Origin of the sequence: Sorangium sp. So ce693 (assembly GCF_051521375.1) — a bacterium.
Taxonomy (GTDB): domain Bacteria; phylum Myxococcota_A; class Polyangia; order Polyangiales; family Polyangiaceae; genus Sorangium; species Sorangium atrum.
Genome location: NZ_CP150347.1, coordinates 5,052,252 through 5,071,995, shown reverse-complemented (window position 1 = coordinate 5,071,995; position 19,744 = coordinate 5,052,252). Strand labels below are relative to the sequence as shown.

The following is a 19,744-nucleotide window of genomic DNA, read 5'->3' as shown; positions in this document are numbered from 1 at the left end:
CCGTGGGCCTCGGAGCTCGGATACGGTAGAGCCGAGCCGGGCGTAGACGCCGCCTGCGAGGGGTCGTGAGGTGACGAGGATGAAGTCGATCTGCAACCTGCACGCCTTGAGCTTGGTGGCGCTCTGCGCCTGCGGCGAGGCCCCGGACAGCCCCGCGGCGACGACCGACGGCGGCGGCACGTCGGCGAGCGGCACCTCTGCGTCTGGCGGCTCTGCCAGCGGCGGAGCAACAGGCAGCGGAGCTCCGGGCTCGGGCGGCGCAGGCGGCGCAGGCGGCGCAGCACAGAGCGGGTCCACCGGCACGGGCGCCGGGGGGAGCTTCGTGCCCGGCGGCACAGGAGGAGGCGGCCCCGCTTACGTGCTCGACTGCGGCGCGAACGGCGTGGCCATCGAGAGCGCGGGGCCACCTGAGAACCGCGTCAACTACGTCATCGTGGGCGACGGCTACGACGCCACGACCGTGAACACCACGTACATCGAGCACATCGAGGAGGCGATGGCCAAGCGGTTCAGCAGCCCGATCGGCGAGCCGTACGGCAGGTATCGCAAGTTCGTCAACATCTGCGCCGTCAAGCTGGTGAGCCCCTCGAACGGCATCCCTGGAGCGCTCGGCTGCACGGGTGACGACGAGAGCCGCCTCGCAGAGTGCGACACCCGCAAGGCGGATCAGGCGCTCAAGGCGAACCTCCCCGAGGACTTCGAGGTCGACTGGCACGCCATCGTGTTGAACAACGATCGCTGGTGGAACACGGGCTCGGCCTGGATGCTCTGGTCCGGCGCGCACGCGGAGGCCGCCGGAGCGGCCCTGCACGAAGGTGGCCACGGCTTCCATCAGCTCGCCGACGAGTACTGCGCCAAGGCGACGGGCTCCGCGTGCGGCGCGAACACGTGCAGCGGCAGCGGCACGGAGTACGTCGAGGTGAACAGCACGGGCAACTGCGCGACGACGGCGGGCAAGTGGGACAAGTGGCTGGACTACGACGCCGCCGACGCCACGGGCGTGCAGGGCACGTTCATCGGCAGCCGCTACGTCGATGGCGGGCAGTACCGCCCGTCCTCGAACTCGATGATGAACAGCCTGTTCGGAGACAACAAGAACACGAGCTTCAATCCGGTCTCGCGCGAGAAGATGATCATGGACATCTGGATGCGCGTCAGGCCGATCGACTCGGCCGATCCGCCCGCGGGGGCCGTCACGGATCCGGAGACGCTCGCGCTCGACGTGATCGATCCCGACGTCATCAGCGTGGACTGGACGCTCGACGGCGAGGTGATCGCGACGGACGGCGGCCCCGTCTACAACGTCGCCGCGGCGGGCCTCGCATCGGGCACCCACACCATCGTCGCCAAGGCCTACGACAACGCCGGCGAAGAGCTGGTGCGCTACCGCAGCGGCGAGTGCCTCGACCCTCCTCCCTCGACCGATCCCCGCTACTACGATCCCTGCTGGGGTCGCGACAACTGGCCCCGCTCGCAAGAGACGGTGACGTGGACCGTGACGATCCCGTGAGGTCGGCGCGCAGGCGCGGGTCCGTCGCCGCGCTGCTGCTCCTCGGCGCGGCGCTTTACCTCGTGCATCGCTCTCGAGAGCCCGACGCGCGGCGGCCACCTTCCTCTCGGCAGGAGACGTCGCGAGAGGAGGCGCCGCGCGAGGCAACGCCGCGCCGTGGGTCGAACGAACCACTGGCGTCGGCCGGCAGCACCACGCTCGCCGCGGCGATCGACGACCTGCCCGTCATCGGGCCGAGCCCCGACGACCGACACGAAGGCCCCGCCCACCCCCACCCCATCACGCAGCGCCACGTCGAGATACAGCATGAGAACGGCCTGATCGGGCTGCTGAACGACGCGATGAGCGCGCGGAACGGCGCGCGCATGCGGGAGCTCGTGCACGAATATCGTCGCACGCATCCCGGCGACCCGAACCATCTCCAGGACGGCTACGAGATCATCGCAGACTGCCTCGCCGCGCCGGGCGAGTCGTCGAGAGCGGCGGCGGAGGGCTACTACGCCGAGCATCGCGCCTCGACCGTCAGGCGCTTCGTTCGCAGGATCTGCCTCGAAGGCGGCTGAGCCGCGTCCCCCGAGGCATCAGCCAAGCTCCTTCGGTCACGCGCAGGTCACACCCCCTCCACTCCACCATCGGCCACCAACGTGAACGTTCACGTGGTCGTGGTCGTGGTCGTGGTCGTGGTCGTGGTCGCGCTCGTGCTCGTGGTCGTGGTCGCGCTCGTGGTCGCTCCAGCCAGCGGCCCCTCGTCCCCTCCCCGTCCTAACCGCACGAGAGGAGAGTTGCAGCCTGGTTCATCCTCCGGGACCTTAGAAGCGTCGCGTTCCAGTAGATTATGATTGACAGCCACATTGTGAACGTTCACATTGAACGCGGGGCACATCCTTAACTGGCTTCGCCCGGCCAACGGGTCGTCATGCGCAAGGGAACATTCGTCATCGGGATCGATTTCGGCACCGACTCCGTGCGCGCGGTCGTCGCGGACGCGCGGAACGGTGAGCTCGCGGGGGCCTCGGTCGCGCCCTACCCGCGCTGGGCGCAGGGCCTCTATTGCGACGCGCGCGCGCACCGGTTCCGCCAGCATCCGCTCGACTACCTGCATGCCATGGAGGCGTCCGTCCGCGCGGCGCTGGACCAGGCGGGCAGCGACGTCGCCGCGCAGGTGCGCGGGATCGCGGTCGACACCACCGGATCCACGCCGGTCCTGGCCAACGCGAAGGGCAGACCTCTCTCGCTCTGCCCTGGCTTCGAGGAGGACCCGGACGCGATGTTCATCCTCTGGAAGGACCACACCGCGGTGGCCGAGGCGGCGCGGATCAACAGCGTCGCCCGGACCTGGGGCGGCGTGGACTACACGAAGTACGAGGGCGGCGTGTACTCGTCCGAGTGGTTCTGGGCCAAGGCGCTCCACGTCATCGAGACCAATCCGGCGGTCGCGCGCGCGGCGGTCACCGTCCTGGAGCACTGCGACTGGATCCCCGCCGTCCTGACCGGCACCGACGACCTCAGGCAGATCCGCCGGAGCCGCTGCGCCGCAGGGCACAAGGCGATGTGGCACCCGGAGTTCGACGGTTATCCCTCGAACGAGTTCCTGGCGAGGCTCAATCCGCGCCTGCCCGCCATCAAGGCCACGCTCGGCTCGCAGACCTGGACCGCGGACGTGCCCTTCGGGACGATCTCGCCCGGGTGGGCCGCGACGCTCGGTATCCCGGACAACGTCGTCGTCGCCGTCGGCGCCTTCGACGCGCACATGGGCGCGGTCGGCGGCAACATCCAGCCGAACCGCCTGCTCAAGGTCATGGGCACGAGCACGTGCGATATGCTCGTCATCCCGAAGACCGGCGCGCCGGAGGTCCTCGTCGCCGGGATCTGCGGCCAGGTCGACGGCTCGATCCTCCCGGGCGCGGTCGGCTACGAAGCGGGGCAGTCCGCGTTCGGCGACGTCTTTGCCTGGTTCAAGCAGCTCCTTAGCTGGCCGCTCCTCGCCATCCTCCCTGCCCTGCCCGGCGAGGGCCATTCGCTCCGGACGACGCTGGCCGACGTGACGCTCGCCGATGCGGCGATCGAGCGGATCATCCCCGAGCTGGAGCGGGCGGCCTCGGAGATCCCGCCGGCGCGGAGCTCCGTGCTGGCGCTCGACTGGCTGAACGGGCGCAGGACCCCGGACGCGGACCAGCGGCTCAAGGGCGCCATCGTCGGCCTCGATCTGGGCACGGACGCCCCGCGGATCTACCGCGCGCTCGTGGAGGGGATCGCGTTCGGATCGCGCGCCATCGTCGAGCGCTTCCGATCCGAGGGGCTCCGCATCGACGGCATCATCGGTGTCGGCGGCGTCGCGCGAAAGAGCCCGCTCACCATGCAGGTCCTCTCGGACGTGCTCGACATGACCGTCGAGGTCCGCGCCGGCGAGCAGCCGGTCGCGCTGGGCGCGGCGATGTTCGCCGCGACCGCCGCCGGCCTGCACGCCACGGTCGAGGACGCGCAGCGCGCGATGTCGTCTGGGACCGAGGCCCGGTATCTGCCGGATCCCGAGCGCGCCAGGCTCTATGACGCGCTGTACCGGGATTATGTCGCGCTGGGATCGTTCGTGGAGAGGGAGTTGACGCAATGAGCGGGATCGCGATGCAGGATCTTCGAGAGGGCTTCGAGGTGTGGTTCTTGACTGGCAGTCAAGACCTCTACGGTGAGGAGGCGCTGAAGCAGGTCGCCGAACACGCGCGGGAGATCGCCGCGTCCCTCGACGCCTCGGGCAAGCTCCCGGTCAGGGTCGTCTGGAAGCCGACGCTCAAGAGCTCCGAGGCGATCCTCGCCGTCTGTCGCGAGGCCAACGCGTCGCCGCGGTGCGCCGGCGTGATCACGTGGATGCACACGTTCTCGCCCGCGAAGATGTGGATCGCGGGGCTGAAGCGCCTGGAGAAGCCGATCGCGCACCTGCACACGCAGTACGGCCGCGAGCTTCCCTGGGACAGCATCGATATGGACTTCATGAACCTGAACCAGTCGGCCCACGGGGACCGCGAGTTCGGGTACATCGGCGCTCGCCTGCGCATCGACCGGAGGGTCATCGTCGGCCACTGGACGGACGGCGACGTCCTCGCCAAGCTCGACATCTGGGCGCGCGCCGCCTGCGCCATCCTCGACGGGCGGCGGCTCAAGATCGCGCGCTTCGGCGGCATGAACATGAGAGAGGTGGCCGTCACCGGCGGCGACCGCGTCGAGGCGCAGGTCAAGTTCGGCTGGTCGGTGAACGGCTATGGCGTGGGCGATCTCGTGGGGCGCATCGCCGACGTCGACGAGCGCGAGGTCGATCGCCTCGTGGCGGAGTACGACGAGGCGTACGCCATCGCCCCCGCCCTGAGGAGGGGCGGAGATCGCCACGGCGACTTGCGGTACGCGGCGCGGCAGGAAGCGGCGATGCGCTCCTTCCTGAAGGAGGGCGGCTTCGGCGGCTTCACCACCACCTTCGAGGATCTGCACGGGCTCAAGCAGCTCCCCGGCCTCGCGGTGCAGCGGCTCATGGCCGACGGATACGGCTTCGGGGCGGAGGGCGACTGGAAGTCCTGCGGCCTGGTCCGCGCCCTGAAGGTCATGGCGACGGGCCTGCGCGGCGGCGTCTCCTTCATGGAGGACTACACGTATCACCTGGTCCAGGGGCAAGAGCGCGTCCTCGGCGCCCACATGCTGGAGATCTGTCCCTCGATCGCCTCCGGGAGGCCGTCGCTGGAGATCCACCCGCTCTCGATCGGCGGCAAGGCGGACCCGTGCCGGCTCGTCTTCGACGCCGGCGCCGGGCCCGCTGTGAACGTTGCCATGATCGACATGGGCGGCCGCATGCGGATCGTCGCCAACGAGCTCGAGTCGGTGCCGCCCGAGAGGGCGATGCCGAAGCTGCCCGTCGCGCGCGCGGTGTGGATCCTGAAGCCCGATTTCAGGCTCGCCTGCGAGGCGTGGATCCTGGCTGGAGGCGCCCATCACTGTGCCCACAGCCGCGCCGTGACGATGGCGCACGTGGAGGACTTCGCCTCCATCGCCGGCGTGGAGCTGGTCCGCATCGGCGAAGGGACCGAGATCCGCGCGCTCAAGAACGAGCTCCGCTGGAACGATCTCTCCTACCGGCTGACGCACTGAGGCCATAACGTGAGCGCGACCTATCGAGAGCTGCGCGAGCGCGCCTTCACGGCGAACATGGAGATCCCGCGCCGGGGGCTCGCGATCTACACGTTCGGCAACGTCTCGGCGTTCGATCGCGACAGAGGCGTCCTGGCGATCAAGCCCAGCGGCGTCCCTTACGATCGGCTGTCGGCCGACGACATGATTGTGGTCGATCTGGAGGGGAAGGTGGTGGAGGGACGCCTCCGCCCCTCCTCGGACACCAGGACGCATATCGTTCTCTACGCGAGCTTCCGCGGGCTTGGTGGCGTGGTTCACACGCACTCGACCTACGCGACCGGCTGGGCGCAGACAGGCATGCCGATCCCGATCTACGGTACGACGCACGCGGATCACCTGGCCGAGGATGTACCCTGCACCGAGGTGATGCGGCCGGACGCCGTGGAGGGCGACTACGAGACGGAGACGGGGAAGCAGATCATCGAGTGCTTCAGGGATCGTAACCCGCTTCACACACCCATGGTGCTGGTGGCGGGACACGGCCCGTTCGCGTGGGGAGAGGACGCCGAGAAGGCGGTGTACAATGCGGCGGTGCTCGAGGAGATCGCGAGGATGGCGTTCATCACCCGCACGATCCACCCGGGCGCCGCTCGCCTGCCCGACGCGCTCGTGCGCAAGCACTTCGACCGGAAGCACGGGAAAAAGGCGTACTACGGGCAGAAGTGACGCCGTACGTCGGGGGACGACGGCGAGGATGAGCGAGGTGCCTCATGGGACGAGGCGACGGACGAGAGGAGACGAGCTGCGCGATGAAGAGGCGAAACTTTGTCACCACGGGGATGATGGCGCTGGCAGGGCTGGCGCTGATCGTGGTCGGGCCGGGCTGTCAAAAGGAAAATAAGCAGATCACGCTCGGGTTCTCCCAGATCGGCGCGGAGAGCGAGTGGCGGACGGCGAACACCAAGTCGATCGAGGAGTCCGCCAAGGCGGCCGGGATCGACCTCAAGCTCTCCGACGCGCAGCAGAAGCAGGAGAACCAGATCAAGGCCATCCGGTCGTTCATCGCACAGAAGGTCGACGTCATCGCCTTCTCGCCCGTGGTCGAGACCGGCTGGGAGCCCGTCCTGCGCGAGGCCAAGGAGGCCAAGATCCCCGTCATCCTGACCGATCGCGCCGTGGATACGAAGGACGACACCCTCTGGGTCAGCTTCATGGGGTCGGACTTCGTCGAGGAGGGCCGCCGCGCGGCGAAGTGGCTGGTCGAGAAGACGAAGGACCAGAAGGACCCGATCAACATCGTCGAGCTGCAGGGCACCGTCGGCTCGGCCCCCGCGATCGATCGCAAGAAGGGGTTCGAGGAGATCATCAAGGACAAGCCCCAGTTCAAGATCCTCCGCTCCCAGACGGGCGACTTCACGCGCGCCAAGGGCAAGGAGGTCATGGAGGCGTTCCTCAAGGCGGAGGGCAAGAACATCAACGTCCTCTACGCCCACAACGACGACATGGCGATCGGCGCGATCCAGGCCATCGAGGAGGCGGGGCTCAAGCCCGGCAAGGACATCCTCATCATCTCGATCGACGCGGTGAAGGGCGCGTTCGAGGCGATGATGGCCGGCAAGCTGAACGTGACGGTCGAGTGCAGCCCCCTCCTCGGGCCGCAGCTGATGAGCGCTGTGAAGGACCTGGTGGCGGGCAAGCAGCTGCCGAAGCGCATCGTCACCGAGGAGGGCGTCTTCCCGATGGAGACCGCCGCCCAGGAGTTCCCGAAGCGCAAGTACTGAGCGCGCGTGACGGTGGCGCCGCGGAGGCCGCCGGGGAGGACGTGAGCGATGCAGAGCGGAGCCGTGCCCGTGCTCGAGATGAAGCGGATCTCCAAGGGATTTCCTGGCGTACAGGCGCTCTCTTCCGTCGATTTTCGGATGCTGCCCGGGGAGGTGCACACCCTCATGGGGCAGAACGGCGCGGGCAAATCGACGCTGGTCAAGGTCCTGACCGGCGTCCACCCCCCGGATGATGGGCAGATCCTTCTCGAGGGCCGGGAGATCCGGCCCTCGAGCCCCCAGGACGCGCAGGCGCTCGGCATCAGCGCCGTGTTCCAGGAGGTGAACCTCTGCCCCAACCTCTCCGTGGCCGAGAACATCTTCCTCGGGCGCGAGGACGCGGGCGTGTTCGCGATCCGGTGGGGGGAGATGCGCCGGAAGGCGAGCGCCCTGCTCTCGGACCTCAACATCCACGTCGACGTCACCGCGCCGCTCTCGACCTTCTCCATCGCCGTGCAGCAGATCGTCGCGATCGCCCGCGCGCTCTGCGCCCGGGCGAAGATCCTCGTCCTCGACGAGCCGACCTCGAGCCTGGCCGAGGACGAGGTGAAGACGCTCTTCTCGGTCATCCAGCGCCTCAAGGCGCAGGGGATGGCGATCCTGTTCATCTCGCACTTCCTCGATCAGGTGTTCGAGATCTCCGACCGGATCACGGTCCTGAGGAACGGTCAGCTGGTCAGCGAGACTCCGGCCGCCGAGCTGTCGCGCATGGAGCTCGTCACGCGGATGGTCGGGCGCGAGGTCGCGGAGGACGGTCCGGCCCGGGCCGAGCGCGCGCGGGAGGCGACGTCGGCGGGCGGGCAAGCGCCCCTGTTGCGGGCGCGAGGGCTCGGCAAGAAGGGCTCGGTCAGCGACGTCGATCTCGACGTGCAGCGCGGCGAAGCGCTCGGCCTCGCGGGCCTCCTGGGCGCCGGGAAGACGGAGACGGTGCGGCTGCTGTTCGGGCTCGACGGGGCGGACCAGGGATCCATCGAGATCGACGGGGAGCCGGCGCGCATCGGCTCGCCGCTCGACGCGATCGCGCGCGGCCTCGGCTTCTGCCCCGAGGACCGGAAGGTCGAGGGGATCCTGGGCGACCTGTCGCTGCGCGAGAACATCGTCGTCGCCCTCCAGGCCAAGCGCGGCATCTTCCGCAACCTGTCCCGGGACGAGCAGGACGACATCGCCCGCCGCTACATCCAGCGGCTCGGCATCGTGGCCGCCGACGCGGAGGTGCCCATCTCCAAGCTGAGCGGCGGCAACCAGCAGAAGGCGCTCCTGGCCCGCTGGCTGGTGACCGATCCGCGCATGCTCATCCTCGACGAGCCGACCCGCGGCATCGACGTGGCGGCCAAGGGCGAGATCATGGGCCAGGTCATGGATCTCTGCGATCGGGGCATGGCGGTGGTGATCGTCTCCTCGGAGATGGCCGAGGCGCTGCGCTACTCGGACCAGGTCGTCGTCCTGCGCGACCGGCGCAAGGTGGCGGAGCTCGCCACGGCCAAGACCGACGAGCAGGCGGTCTACCAGATCATCGCGGGAGGTCAGCCGTGAGCGCCGCCGCCGCCTCCCTGCGCCGGCTCGCCAGCGGGAACACGTTCTGGCCGCTGGCGATGCTCGGCTTCCTCCTGCTGTTCAACCTCGTCAGCAACCCGCAGTTCTTCGCGATCACGGTCAAGGACGGCCACCTCTACGGCAGCGTCATCGACATCCTGAACCGCGCATCGCCGCTCATGATCATCGCCATGGGGCTCACCCTGGTGATCGCCACCCGCGGCATCGACATCTCGGTCGGCGCCGTCGTGGCCATCTCCGGCGCGGTCGCGGCGGTGCTGATCGGCGGCGAGCTCTCACCGAGCGGCGGGACCGGCATGGCGGACGCGACGCGTGTTCCGCTGCCGATCGTCATCTGGAGCGCGCTGGGCGTGGCGCTGGCGCTCGGCATGTGGAACGGAGCGCTGGTGTCGCTCTTCGGCATGCAGCCGATCATCGCGACCCTGATCCTCCTCGTCACGGGGCGAGGCATCGCCCAGCTCATCACGGGCGGCCAGATCATCACGATCTACTACAGCCCGTATCACTTCATCGGGAACGGCTTCCTCCTCGGGATCCCGGTCTCGCTGTTCATCGTGGCGGCCGTGAGCGCCGTCGTCTGGCTGCTGACCCGCAAGACCGCGCTCGGCATGTTCATCGAGGCGATCGGTGTGAACCCGGTCGCCTCGCGGCTGGCCGGGATCCGCGCGCGCACGATCACCTTCGCCTGTTACGCCGTGTGCGGCCTGTGCGCCGGCATCGCCGGGCTCATCGTGAGCTCGAACGTCAAGAGCGCCGACGGGAACAACGCGGGCCTCCTCTTCGAGCTGGACGCCATCCTGGCCGTGGTCCTCGGCGGGACGTCGCTCTCCGGGGGCAAGTTCACGCTGGCGGGGAGCGTCATCGGCGCCCTGATCATCCAGACGCTCACCACCACCATCTACTCCGCCGGTGTGCCGCCGGAGGTCAACCTGGTGGTGAAGGCGCTCGTCGTCTTCCTGATCACCATCGTGCAATCGCAGAAGGTCAGGGATCTCATCGCAAAGCAACGGACGAGGAGGGTGGTCACACCATGATCGACACCGCCGCCGTGACCGGACGGAGCGGCACCATCGCCGCGACCGGAGGGAGCGGCACCACCACTGCGACCGGGCGCTCCGTCCGGATCGACCCGAGGCACCTGCCGCTCGCGGTCACCAGCAGCCTGTTCGTGCTCATGTTCTTGGCCGGGTCGTACCTGTTCAAGGGCTTCTTCTCGCTGCAGGTGTTCCTCAACTTCTTCATCGACAATGCGTTTCTCTTGATCAGCGCCATCGGGATGACCTTCGTCATCCTCTCCGGCGGGATCGACCTCTCGGTCGGCTCGGTCATCGCGCTGACCACGATGGTCTCGGCGTCGCTCGTCGAGAAGCACGGCTTGAGCCCTGCGGTGGTCATCCCGCTCGTGCTGGCGATGGGCTCGGGCATCGGCCTCGTCATGGGGGTCGTCATCCAGTACTTCAAGGTGCAGCCCTTCATCGTCACCCTGGCGGGCATGTTCCTTGCGCGCGGGCTCTGTTACCTCATCAGCATCGACTCCATCACGATCCACAACGGTTTCTACGTCGACGCCTCGTCGCACCGCATTCCGTTCCTGTTCGACACCTCGATCACCTGGAACGTGGTCATCGCGCTCGCGCTGTTCGCCGCGGCCATCTACATCGCCCACTACACGAGCTTCGGCCGCACGGTCTATGCGATCGGCGGCAGCGAACAATCCGCCCTGCTCATGGGCCTGCCGGTGCCGCGGACCAAGGTGCTCATCTATACCTGGAGCGGGTTCTGCTCGGCGCTGGCGGGCGTCGCCTTCACGTTCTACATGGTGTCCGGCTACGCGCTGCACGCCGGCGGAATGGAGATGGACGCCATCGCCGCCGTCGTCATCGGCGGGACCCTGCTGACCGGCGGCCATGGTACGGTCGTCGGCACCCTGTTCGGTGTGCTCATCTACGGCACCATCCAGACCCTCATCATGTTCGAGGGCACGCTCAGCTCCTGGTGGACCAAGATCGTCATCGGCCTTCTCCTCCTGGTCGCCTGCCTGCTCCAGCGGATCTTCGAGCGGCGCGCCCGTACGGCGTGACACGAGGGGGATGAAGGGCGTACCGCCAGGGTCCGTGTGGCGCCGATAGGCACTTTCGTGCCCGATCAGCGATCATTTCGGCAGCCCTCGGGAATTCAAGGGTCCACAACAAGGAACTGAGAGGTCATCGTGCGCTCTTATGCAGCAGGGATTGTCACTTTCGTTGGATTGATCGCGATCGGGTGCGGCTCGGACGAGCCCAATCCCAGCCCGGCGGGATCGAGCACCTCGTCCGGGCCAACCTCGACAAGCTCCGCGGGTCAGGGCGGAGACGGCGGTGGAACCGGCGGCGACGGCGGCGACGGCGGAGACGGCGGCTCCGGGGGCACGGGTGGCTCTCCGAACGCCGGGGGCGGCGGGGCGGGCGGCGACGGCGACGCGGCCTTCGACGTGACGACCTACCAGAACCCCGTTCTGCCCGGCGATCACCCGGACATGAACATCTACCGGGAAGGCGACGACTTCTACCTGGTCGGGTCGAACTTCCACATGATGCCCGCCTTCGAGATCCTGCACTCGACGGATCTCCTTCACTGGGAGCGCATGAACCGGGTGGTCCATTCCACCGCTCCCGCGCTGGAGGCGCAGCTCGGCCCTGGCCAGGGCACCTGGGGCGGCTTCATCGTCAAGGCCGGCGATGTGTACCGGGTCTATTACTCCATCGGGGCCACCCAGCATTTCTCCTCGGCGCCGAGCCTCGAGGGCCCGTGGTCGGAGCCCACCAAGGTCGATATCTTCCCCTACACGCCGCCCGGCAGCGAGACCTCGTACGAACGAGGGACCGGCTCCGACAATTCGGTGTTCGTCGATCCCGACAGCAAAAAGACCTACATGGTCATCAAGAACGGTCTGTGCAAATGGGACGCGGATCATCCGAACGACTTCGGCATCAACCTGGTCACGGAGATCGATCCCAAGACCGGGATGCTGCTGCCCGAGTCGAGCGTCGACATGAGCTTCGTCAACTGGGACCAGGCGACCGGCGGCTGCGGCGACTTCACCAATGCTGACTGGAGCAAGTGGGCCGAAGGGCCGACGATGGCCAAGCGCGGCGACTGGTACTACTACTTCGTCTCGACGCACACGGCCTGCGGCGGCCAGCTGCACGCCTGGGCTTCGAAGAAGCTTGTCGGCAGCACCCCCGAGGACTGGACGTGGCTCGGCTATGTCCTTACCGGCGAGGAGCCGTACGCCGGCGTCCAGCACATCACGTCGCCCATCGGGCTGGAGGACGGCTCGTGGTGGGCCTTTGCCCACTCGTACGACTGCAGCAACGTGGGCACCGACGACACCAAGACCTCGAAGAACGGCGACTGGCAGGGGCTTGGCCGCGAGGGGCTGCTGCTGGAGGTTACCTGGGTCGACCAAGAGGTGAACGGAAAGACGATCCCGGTCCCGCGATTCCCGACCAAGAAGGGCGATCTGTCCGCGCCCAAGCTGCCGCAGAGCGGCGTGCCCTTCCTGCTGCCCGTGAACGACGATTTCTCGTCGGCCACGATCAACTCCGCGTGGACCACCTACGGCGCGTCGGAGGACAAGTACTCGGTGGCGGATCGCCCGGGGTGGCTGCGGATCACGCCGGGTACCGGAGGGACCGCGTGGGTCGTTCAGAAGGACACGCTGCACTCGAGCAGCATGGTCGCGAAGGTCGAGTCCACGCCCGCGGCCGACGGGGACGCGGCCGGCATCCGCGTGGGCAACGGCTACTGGCAGGACGAGCAGGTGCTTTCCTGCCCGACGTGGATGACCGACAGCGAGAAGTTCAGGCTCCCCGCCATCATGGACGTCTCGGTGGCGCGGGTCATGGAGGGCGAGGAAGACAGGATTCGCTTCTCCTTCCGGTCGCGCTCGGTGCAGGCCCCGGCCGAGGCGGGGGCCGCGTACAGCGAGCTCGCCGAGCCGGTCGTGGTGGGCGCGTCGGTCCCCGCACCCGCCGGGAAAGCGGTCTGGCTGAAGCTGGTCCGCTCCGAGCACAAGGCTACGGGCTGGTTCAGCACGGATGGAGTCGAATGGACCCAGGTAGGCGCCGAGATCGACATCTCCGCGCTCGACGGGTTCTATGCCATGGCTCACACCTGGATTGGCAACCAGGCCGGCATGTTCGCGACCAACAACCGTGCCTACTTCGACCTGTTCACCTACCGTGACGGATTCACCCCGATCCCGGCGGCGGAGGCGGACCAGCAGTCCGGCGCCCAGGTCGTGTCGAGCACGTCGGCGGGACCGGTGCTCGGTGATCTGGAGAGCGGCGATTGGGCCATGTTCGGGAGCGTCGACCTCGGCAGCGGGGGTGTAAAGTCGAAGGCGATCGCGCTGGAGGCCTCGAGCGCCGGGGCCGGCGGCACCGTGGAGGTCTGGATCGATCCGCTGGCAGGCGGCTCGATGATCGGCACCTGCGCCCTCCCCGGTACCGACGGCTGGGAGAAGTGGAAGACGACGACGTGCAACGTGATGCCCACGTCGGGCACGCACGAGGTCTACTTGAAGGTGAAGGGCGGCCAGGGCGAGCTCGTGCGCCTCGCATCGCTGCGTTTCGTGCCCGCCAAGTGACCTGTCCGCCGCGGGTGGCCAAAAGCCGTCGGCGGAGTCGTCGACGGCGGCCCCCTCCCCGGCCGGCATGACGCCAGGGGCAGCTCCCTCGCTGCCCCTGGGCCTGCACCTCCAAGACGTGTGGCGCGGTCCCGCGCGCCCTCGGGAGCCGTCGCGCGAGCGTACAACGGGCCTTCCGCCCTCACCGTGCCAGGCGTGATCAGATGGGTGCGCTCCGGGCATCTCCGAGCCTGGCCAGCGGGCTGCGTACGTTGGAACCCCGGTCTCGCCTCGTACGCGACAGCAAGTGAGGGCCTGCGTGCTCGTGTTTCTGCCTGCTCAGGCGCAGCTCACGCATGCGCCCGGGGTCGTCGTCCATTCACCTGAACAGCCGGGAAAGGCCACAGATGGCACACATCAAAAGCGAGCGCAGAGCCAAGCAGTCGACGCGATTCCATGAAGGAACCACCCGCGCAGGACGCGCCGGTCGTCCCTGTGCCGGCCCAGACAGGCAACCGCTCGGCGCGCTCTGGGACAGCTGGAGCCCGATGTTGCGGACGGGGCTCCTCTGCTGGATTCTCCCCCTCTCCTTCGCCGTGGTGGCGGGTTGTTCGGGATCGGACGGCGCGTCGCCGACGCCTGACGACCCGGGTGCGACGGCGGGAGGGGGCGCGGGCTCGCCGACAGGAGGCGGCGGTGCGGGCGCGACGACCGGAGGAGGCGCGGGCTCACCGACCGGAGGAGGCGGGGGCCCGCCGACGGAAGATCCGGACCCGCCCCACCCGGAGGATCCGGAGAAGTACGTCTCGTTCGAGCCCACCCCCGACAGCTTCCCCATGGCCGCCGAGGGCAAGGCCGCGCCGCTCGTCGTGAGCTCGAGCGATTACCCGGGCGTCATCCGGGTTGTGAACGATCTCAAGGCCGACATCGGCCGGGTCACCCAGATCGAACCGCAGGTCTCGCTCGACGAGATCCCGGCCGCGGACGATGTGGTGATCATCGGGACCCTGGGCAAGAGCCCGCTCGTGGACCGGCTGGTGACCGAGAACAAGCTCGACGTCACCGGCATCGAGGGCAAGTGGGAGACATCCCTCCTGCAGGTCGTGAGCGACCCGGCGCCGGGCGTTCGCCGCGCTTTCGTGATCGCCGGCAGCGACCAGCGCGGGACGATCTTCGGCGCCTACGACGTCTCGAGGAACATCGGCGTGTCGCCCTGGTACTACTGGGACGACGTCCGGGCGCACAAGCACCCTGCGCTGTACATCCTGCCGGGGCGCTACTCGCAGGGGGAGCCGAAGGTGAAATACCGCGGCTTCTTCATCAACGACGAGAACCCCGCCCTGGGCACCTGGGCCCGCAACACGTTCGGCCCGGCGCCCAACGCGAGCCACCAGGACGGCTTCGACCACGAGCTCTACGCCAAGGTCTACGAGGTGATGCTCCGCCTCAAGGCGAACTACCTGTGGCCGGCCGTATGGGGCAGGTCGCTCTTCGACGACGATCCCGAGAACCAGAAGCTGGCGGCCGAGTATGGGATCGTGATGGGGACCTCGCACGAGGCCCCGATGATGCGGGCGCAGGACGAGTGGAACCGCTATGGCAGCGGTCAGTTCAACTTCGACCAGAACACGGAGTTCCTGAAGAAGTACTGGACCGACGGCATCAAGCGGATGGGGAGCTACGAGAGCGTGGTGACCGTCGGGATGCGCGGCAACGGCGACCTCCCCATCGACAACGGCGGCAACATCGATCTGATGCAGCGGATCGTGAAGACGCAGCGGGAGATCCTTGGCCAGGTCACGGGCAAGGACGTCACCACCATCCCGCAGGTCTGGACGCTCTACAAGGAGGTCCAGGCCTTCTGGGACGACGGCATGCGGGCGCCGGACGACGTGATCATCAACTGGTGCGACGACAACTGGGGCAACATGCGCGAGCTGCCCGATCTGTCCGCGCAGCCGCGGTCCGGCGGGTACGGGCTCTACTACCATTTCGACTACGTGGGCGGCGGCCGGAACTACAAATGGGTGGACACCAACCTCCTCCCCAACATCTGGGAGCAGCTCCACCTGTCGTACCGCTATGGCGTCGATCGGCTCTGGGTGGTGAACGTGGGCGACATGAAGAACGAGGAGCACCCGCTCGAGTTCTTCCTGGACTACGCATGGAACCCCGAGCGGTGGCCGATCGAGCGGCTCCCCGTGTGGGAGAAGAAGTGGGCGGCGCAGCAGTTCGGGCCGGAGCACGCGGCCGAGATCGCCGAGGTCCTGACCATGTATTCGAGGCTCCAGTCGCGCCGGAAGCCCGAGCTGCTCAACCGGCTCATCACCGTCAGGGCCGGCGCGAACATCGCCCAGGACCCGAACAACGCCATCGTCTATTCCGATGGCAGCCCCTTCAGCCTGACCAACTACAGCGAGGCGGAGCGGGTCGTCGCGGAGTGGCAGGCGCTCGCGGCCGAGGCGGAGCGCCTCGACCATGAGTTGCCGGAGGAGTACCGGGACGCCTACTACCAGCTCGTGCTCTATCAGGTGAAGGCCAGCGCCAACCTGTACGAGCTCCGCCTGGCCGGGTTCAAGAACATCCTCTACGCCGCTCAGGGGCGCGCCGCGACCGGCGACATGGCCGCGGCTGCCGAGGCGCGGCTCGCCGACGACAGGGCGATGTCGCGCTACTACAACGAGACGCTGGCTGGCGGGAAATGGAAGGGCTTCCAGACGCAGCCCAAGATCGGCTACGGCGGAAACTACCCTGACTCGGGCTGGCAGCAGCCGGAGAGGAACAACACCGTCCTGGAGGACTTCATCTGGCCGTCGCTCAAGCAGATCAGCGTGCCGAGCAACGCGAGCATGGGCGTGGCCATCGACGGGTCCGACAAGTACTGGCCCGCCGAGCGGACGGCCGCGGTGCTTCCCGAGTTCAGCCCGTTCCAGACCCACCCGACGCAGTACATCGAGGTCTTCAACCGCGGCCAGCAGGCCTTCGACTACAAGATCGAGGCGTCCGTGCCGTGGGTGAAGATCACGCCGAACAACGGCAAGATCGAGAAGGAGGTGCGCGCCAGCGTGAGCGTCGACTGGAGCGCTGCGCCCGAGGGGACCACGGAGGTGCCCATCACCGTGACGGGCCCGAGCGGCAGCAGCGTCGTCGTGCAAGCCATTGTCAAGAATCCGGCCCTGAACCGCGCAGAGCTCGAAGGGTTCGTGGAGAGCAACGGTTACGTGTCCATCGAGGCCGAGCACTTCACCCGCGCCCTGAGCGCGGATCCGATCACCTGGCAGCTCATCCCGCACATCGGTCGGACGGAATCGGGCATGACGCCCTTCCCGGTCACCTCGGCCAGGCAGACGCCCGGCGGGGAGAGCCCGCGCCTCGAGTACAAGATGAACCTCTTCACGAGCGGGAAGGTGACGGTCTGGGCCTATCTGTCGCCGAGGAACAACGTGCGGCACTCCGATGGCCTGAAGTACGCCGTGTCGATCGACGACGGGCAGCCGCAGATCGTCAACATCACCACCGCGCTCAACGGCATTCCCATGAACAAGTCGTGGGAGAGGAACACGTCCGACAACGTGAACCTCACGTCGACCACGCACACCATCGCTCAGCCGGGCGAGCACGTGCTGAAGTTCTGGATGGTCGACCCGACGGTGGTGGTGCAGAAGCTCGTTGTGGACACGGGCGGGCTCAAGCCGAGCTACCTGGGTCCGCCGGAGAGCTACCGCGCACCGAGGTAGCGAGACGCGGGCGCGCGCGGTATGCCCAACCTGGGTCGGGTCACGGCATTCTCGCCACACTGAGACACTCCGCGACGTCCTCGACGTTCGCACGTTCGCGCACGGCTCGACAGCGCGCTGAGCTGTGCTCGTGGCGCGAGCGTCGGGCCGCACGCCTGGCATACGGCTTGCGACCCTTGCGATCGCGAGCCGGGGCCGACACGATCGAGGCCGCTCGACCCACCATGACCAATCGCTTCGACAGTCTGATCGCGCGCCTGCGCAGCGCATGGAAGCGCACCAAGCAGCCCACCGCGCCGCGCGCTTACCGCTGCCAGTGCGAAAGGCCGGTGTTCTTCCGCAACAGCGAATGCCTGGCCTGCAAGACGCCGCTCGGTTACGAGCCCGAGCGCGCCCAGGTCGTGCCGCTCAAGGCCGGTCCGACCGAGGGCGCCTGGCAGATCTGGCACGACACGGCGGACCCGCCGCGGCTCTACAGGCGCTGTGGCAACTTCGACCTGGCGTCGGGCTGCAACTGGCTGATCCCGGCGGGGACGGAGGCGCCCGCGCTCTGCGCCGCGTGCCGGCTCAACCGCACCATTCCAGATCTCTCCGTCGCCGAGCACCAGGCGCTGTGGCGCCTGCTCGAGACGGCGAAGCGGCGGCTCGTGTCGCAGCTCCTGGCGCTGAACCTGCCGGTGAAGTCCAAGATCGGCGAGGACCCGGAGCGCGGCCTCTGCTTCGACTTCCTCGCCTCGCCGCCCGACGGGCCCAGGGTGATGACCGGCCACGCCGACGGCGTGATCACGCTGAACATCGAGGAGGCGGACGACGCCACGCGCGAGCGCACCCGCGCCGCGATGCGCGAGCCCTACCGCACGCTGCTCGGGCACTTCCGGCACGAGGTCGGCCATTATTACTGGGACCGCCTGGTGCGCGACACCGGGTGGCTGGCGCCGTTCAGGGAGCTGTTCGGCGACGAGCAGCAGGACTACGCCGCCGCGCTGAAGGCCAACTACGAGCAGGGGCCGCCGGCCGACTGGCCGCAACGCTTCGTCAGCGCCTACGCCAGTATGCACCCGTGGGAAGACTGGGCCGAGACCTGGGCCCACTATCTCCACATGGTCGACACCGTCGATACGGCGCTCAGCTTCGGCATCGACGCCGACGAGGTGGAGCTCGATGTCGAGCCATGGGGCGCGGACGCGCTGTGGCGCCCGGACGACCGAGGGGCCGAGACCTTCCTGGGCTTCCTGAACGCCTGGGTAGAGCTGACGGCCGTGCTCAACGAGATGTCGCGCAGCATGGGCCAGCACGACTTCTACCCGTTCGTGCTGCCGCGCCCCGCGGTGGCGAAGCTGCAGTTCATCCACCTGGTGGTGAACGGGGCCTCGCCGGCGGAGGACTCACCGGCAGAGCGCTCGCCGGCGCCTACCGTCCGTACAGGCGCTGGAGCCGCTTCACGAACTCCGGCTTGAACACGCCGTCCACGCGGATCGAGTACCGGAAGAACGGGTCCGGCTCGACCCCGTGGTAATCCATGTCGTTGAACCAGTAGATGGGCGCGCGCACGACCGTGCGCTCCTCCCCCTCCCTGTCGCAGAGATAGAACCGCTTGTCGCCGCGCGGGTCGAACGAGATGGACTGCGCCGCGCCGATCGCGCTTTCCGGCTCGGTGTCCCGGTGCGCGGGCGCGTGATCGTTCGCCTCGAGGCCGAAGATCACGCACCGCCCGATCTCGACGAACGGCAGGCCCCGGATGAACTCGACCGTCCGGGGGAACACCGTTCTGGCCTCCGCCGAGAAGTCCTTGCCGGCGCCCGAGTGCTTGTCTTCCCAGCGGTCGTTCTCGAGGAGGTGATAGCAGACCTTCCAGGGGAAATAGACTCCGTAGCGGTACTTCAGGTACAGCATCTGCGCCCGCGTGAGCGGATGATCGGTCTCGTCCCCGAACGTGTACTCGCCCCGCCGGTCAGGATCGAAGGCGGACGGGTCGTCGCCGAGCGCGATGAAATCGCAGAACTCGTCGCGCGAGAAGCCTTCGATGACCTCCCCGTAATCCAGGTACGGGTCGTCGTGCACCCAGGGCGCGACCACGCCCATCCACTTCAGGCTGCCGCCGGTGTACGAGGGCTCGACGCGGCAGAGGCCGCGCACGATCTCGCGATCGAGCTCGGGGAAGCACGCCGTGTCGAGCAGCGGCGACAGATCGATGTACGGGCGGCCCCACAGGCCGCAGAGCTTGCTCATGCCGTCCTCGCTCCGAGCGGTACCTGCGCGCGACCATGCCGTCAAACGTGTGGACGCCGTGCACGTTCGCGAACGGGCCGCCGATCCACGGCCGCGGTCGGTCGCCGGACGGCATGGACGCGTGGCGCGGGCGGGAGGCCGAGCGATCGGGCGTGAAGCGCTCGGGACCGAACGC

The 19,744-nt window shown here is 68.1% G+C and carries 13 protein-coding genes; 12 read left to right on the top strand and 1 reads right to left on the bottom strand.

Annotated features, from left to right (window positions below; genetic code table 11):
- Positions 1 to 79 precede the first annotated feature (79 nt).
- From WMF14_RS18920 to WMF14_RS18865, 12 genes are all read left to right on the top strand, one after another.
- On the top strand, positions 80 to 1,510 hold the full coding sequence (locus tag WMF14_RS18920) for a M64 family metallopeptidase (protein WP_437802768.1): 1,431 nt from the start codon (positions 80 to 82) through the stop codon (positions 1,508 to 1,510).
- Positions 1,489 to 2,073: a hypothetical protein gene (locus WMF14_RS18915; RefSeq protein ID WP_437802766.1), complete on the top strand. Its 585-nt coding sequence runs from the start codon at positions 1,489 to 1,491 to the stop codon at positions 2,071 to 2,073. Before WMF14_RS18920 ends, WMF14_RS18915 begins: the two co-directional genes overlap by 22 nt.
- A 353-nt stretch (positions 2,074 to 2,426) precedes the next feature.
- Entirely contained in the window at positions 2,427 to 4,121 is a 1,695-nt protein-coding gene (locus WMF14_RS18910) for a ribulokinase (protein WP_437802764.1), read from the top strand.
- 11 nt (positions 4,122 to 4,132) lie between these two features.
- Positions 4,133 to 5,638 carry an L-arabinose isomerase gene (gene araA / locus WMF14_RS18905; protein ID WP_437802762.1) on the top strand — a complete coding sequence of 502 codons (1,506 nt, stop codon included), beginning with the start codon at positions 4,133 to 4,135 and terminating at the stop codon, positions 5,636 to 5,638.
- Between the two features lie 9 nt (positions 5,639 to 5,647).
- Entirely contained in the window at positions 5,648 to 6,346 is a 699-nt protein-coding gene (locus WMF14_RS18900) for an L-ribulose-5-phosphate 4-epimerase (RefSeq protein WP_437802760.1), read from the top strand.
- An 83-nt stretch (positions 6,347 to 6,429) separates the two neighbouring features.
- Entirely contained in the window at positions 6,430 to 7,401 is a 972-nt protein-coding gene (locus WMF14_RS18895; protein WP_272098593.1) for an ABC transporter substrate-binding protein, read from the top strand.
- A gap of 48 nt (positions 7,402 to 7,449) precedes the next feature.
- Positions 7,450 to 8,973 carry a sugar ABC transporter ATP-binding protein gene (locus WMF14_RS18890; RefSeq protein ID WP_272098591.1) on the top strand — a complete coding sequence of 508 codons (1,524 nt, stop codon included), beginning with the start codon at positions 7,450 to 7,452 and terminating at the stop codon, positions 8,971 to 8,973.
- On the top strand, positions 8,970 to 10,028 hold the full coding sequence (locus WMF14_RS18885; protein WP_272098589.1) for an ABC transporter permease: 1,059 nt from the start codon (positions 8,970 to 8,972) through the stop codon (positions 10,026 to 10,028). Before WMF14_RS18890 ends, WMF14_RS18885 begins: the two co-directional genes overlap by 4 nt.
- Positions 10,025 to 11,074: a galactofuranose ABC transporter, permease protein YjfF gene (yjfF, locus tag WMF14_RS18880; protein ID WP_272098587.1), complete on the top strand. Its 1,050-nt coding sequence runs from the start codon at positions 10,025 to 10,027 to the stop codon at positions 11,072 to 11,074. The genes WMF14_RS18885 and yjfF overlap by 4 nt, the downstream gene beginning before the upstream one ends.
- Positions 11,075 to 11,203: 129 nt before the next feature.
- Entirely contained in the window at positions 11,204 to 13,624 is a 2,421-nt protein-coding gene (locus WMF14_RS18875; RefSeq protein ID WP_437802756.1) for a family 43 glycosylhydrolase, read from the top strand.
- 527 nt (positions 13,625 to 14,151) lie between these two features.
- Entirely contained in the window at positions 14,152 to 17,340 is a 3,189-nt protein-coding gene (locus WMF14_RS18870; protein WP_437802754.1) for a glycosyl hydrolase 115 family protein, read from the top strand.
- 224 nt (positions 17,341 to 17,564) lie between these two features.
- Positions 17,565 to 18,797 carry a zinc-binding metallopeptidase family protein gene (locus tag WMF14_RS18865; RefSeq protein WP_437802752.1) on the top strand — a complete coding sequence of 411 codons (1,233 nt, stop codon included), beginning with the start codon at positions 17,565 to 17,567 and terminating at the stop codon, positions 18,795 to 18,797.
- Here WMF14_RS18865 and WMF14_RS18860 read toward each other — a convergent pair.
- Entirely contained in the window at positions 18,751 to 19,569 is an 819-nt protein-coding gene (locus tag WMF14_RS18860; RefSeq protein WP_437802751.1) for a hypothetical protein, read from the bottom strand. The two genes, WMF14_RS18865 and WMF14_RS18860, sit on opposite strands and share 47 nt — an antisense overlap.
- Positions 19,570 to 19,744: the final 175 nt, after the last annotated feature.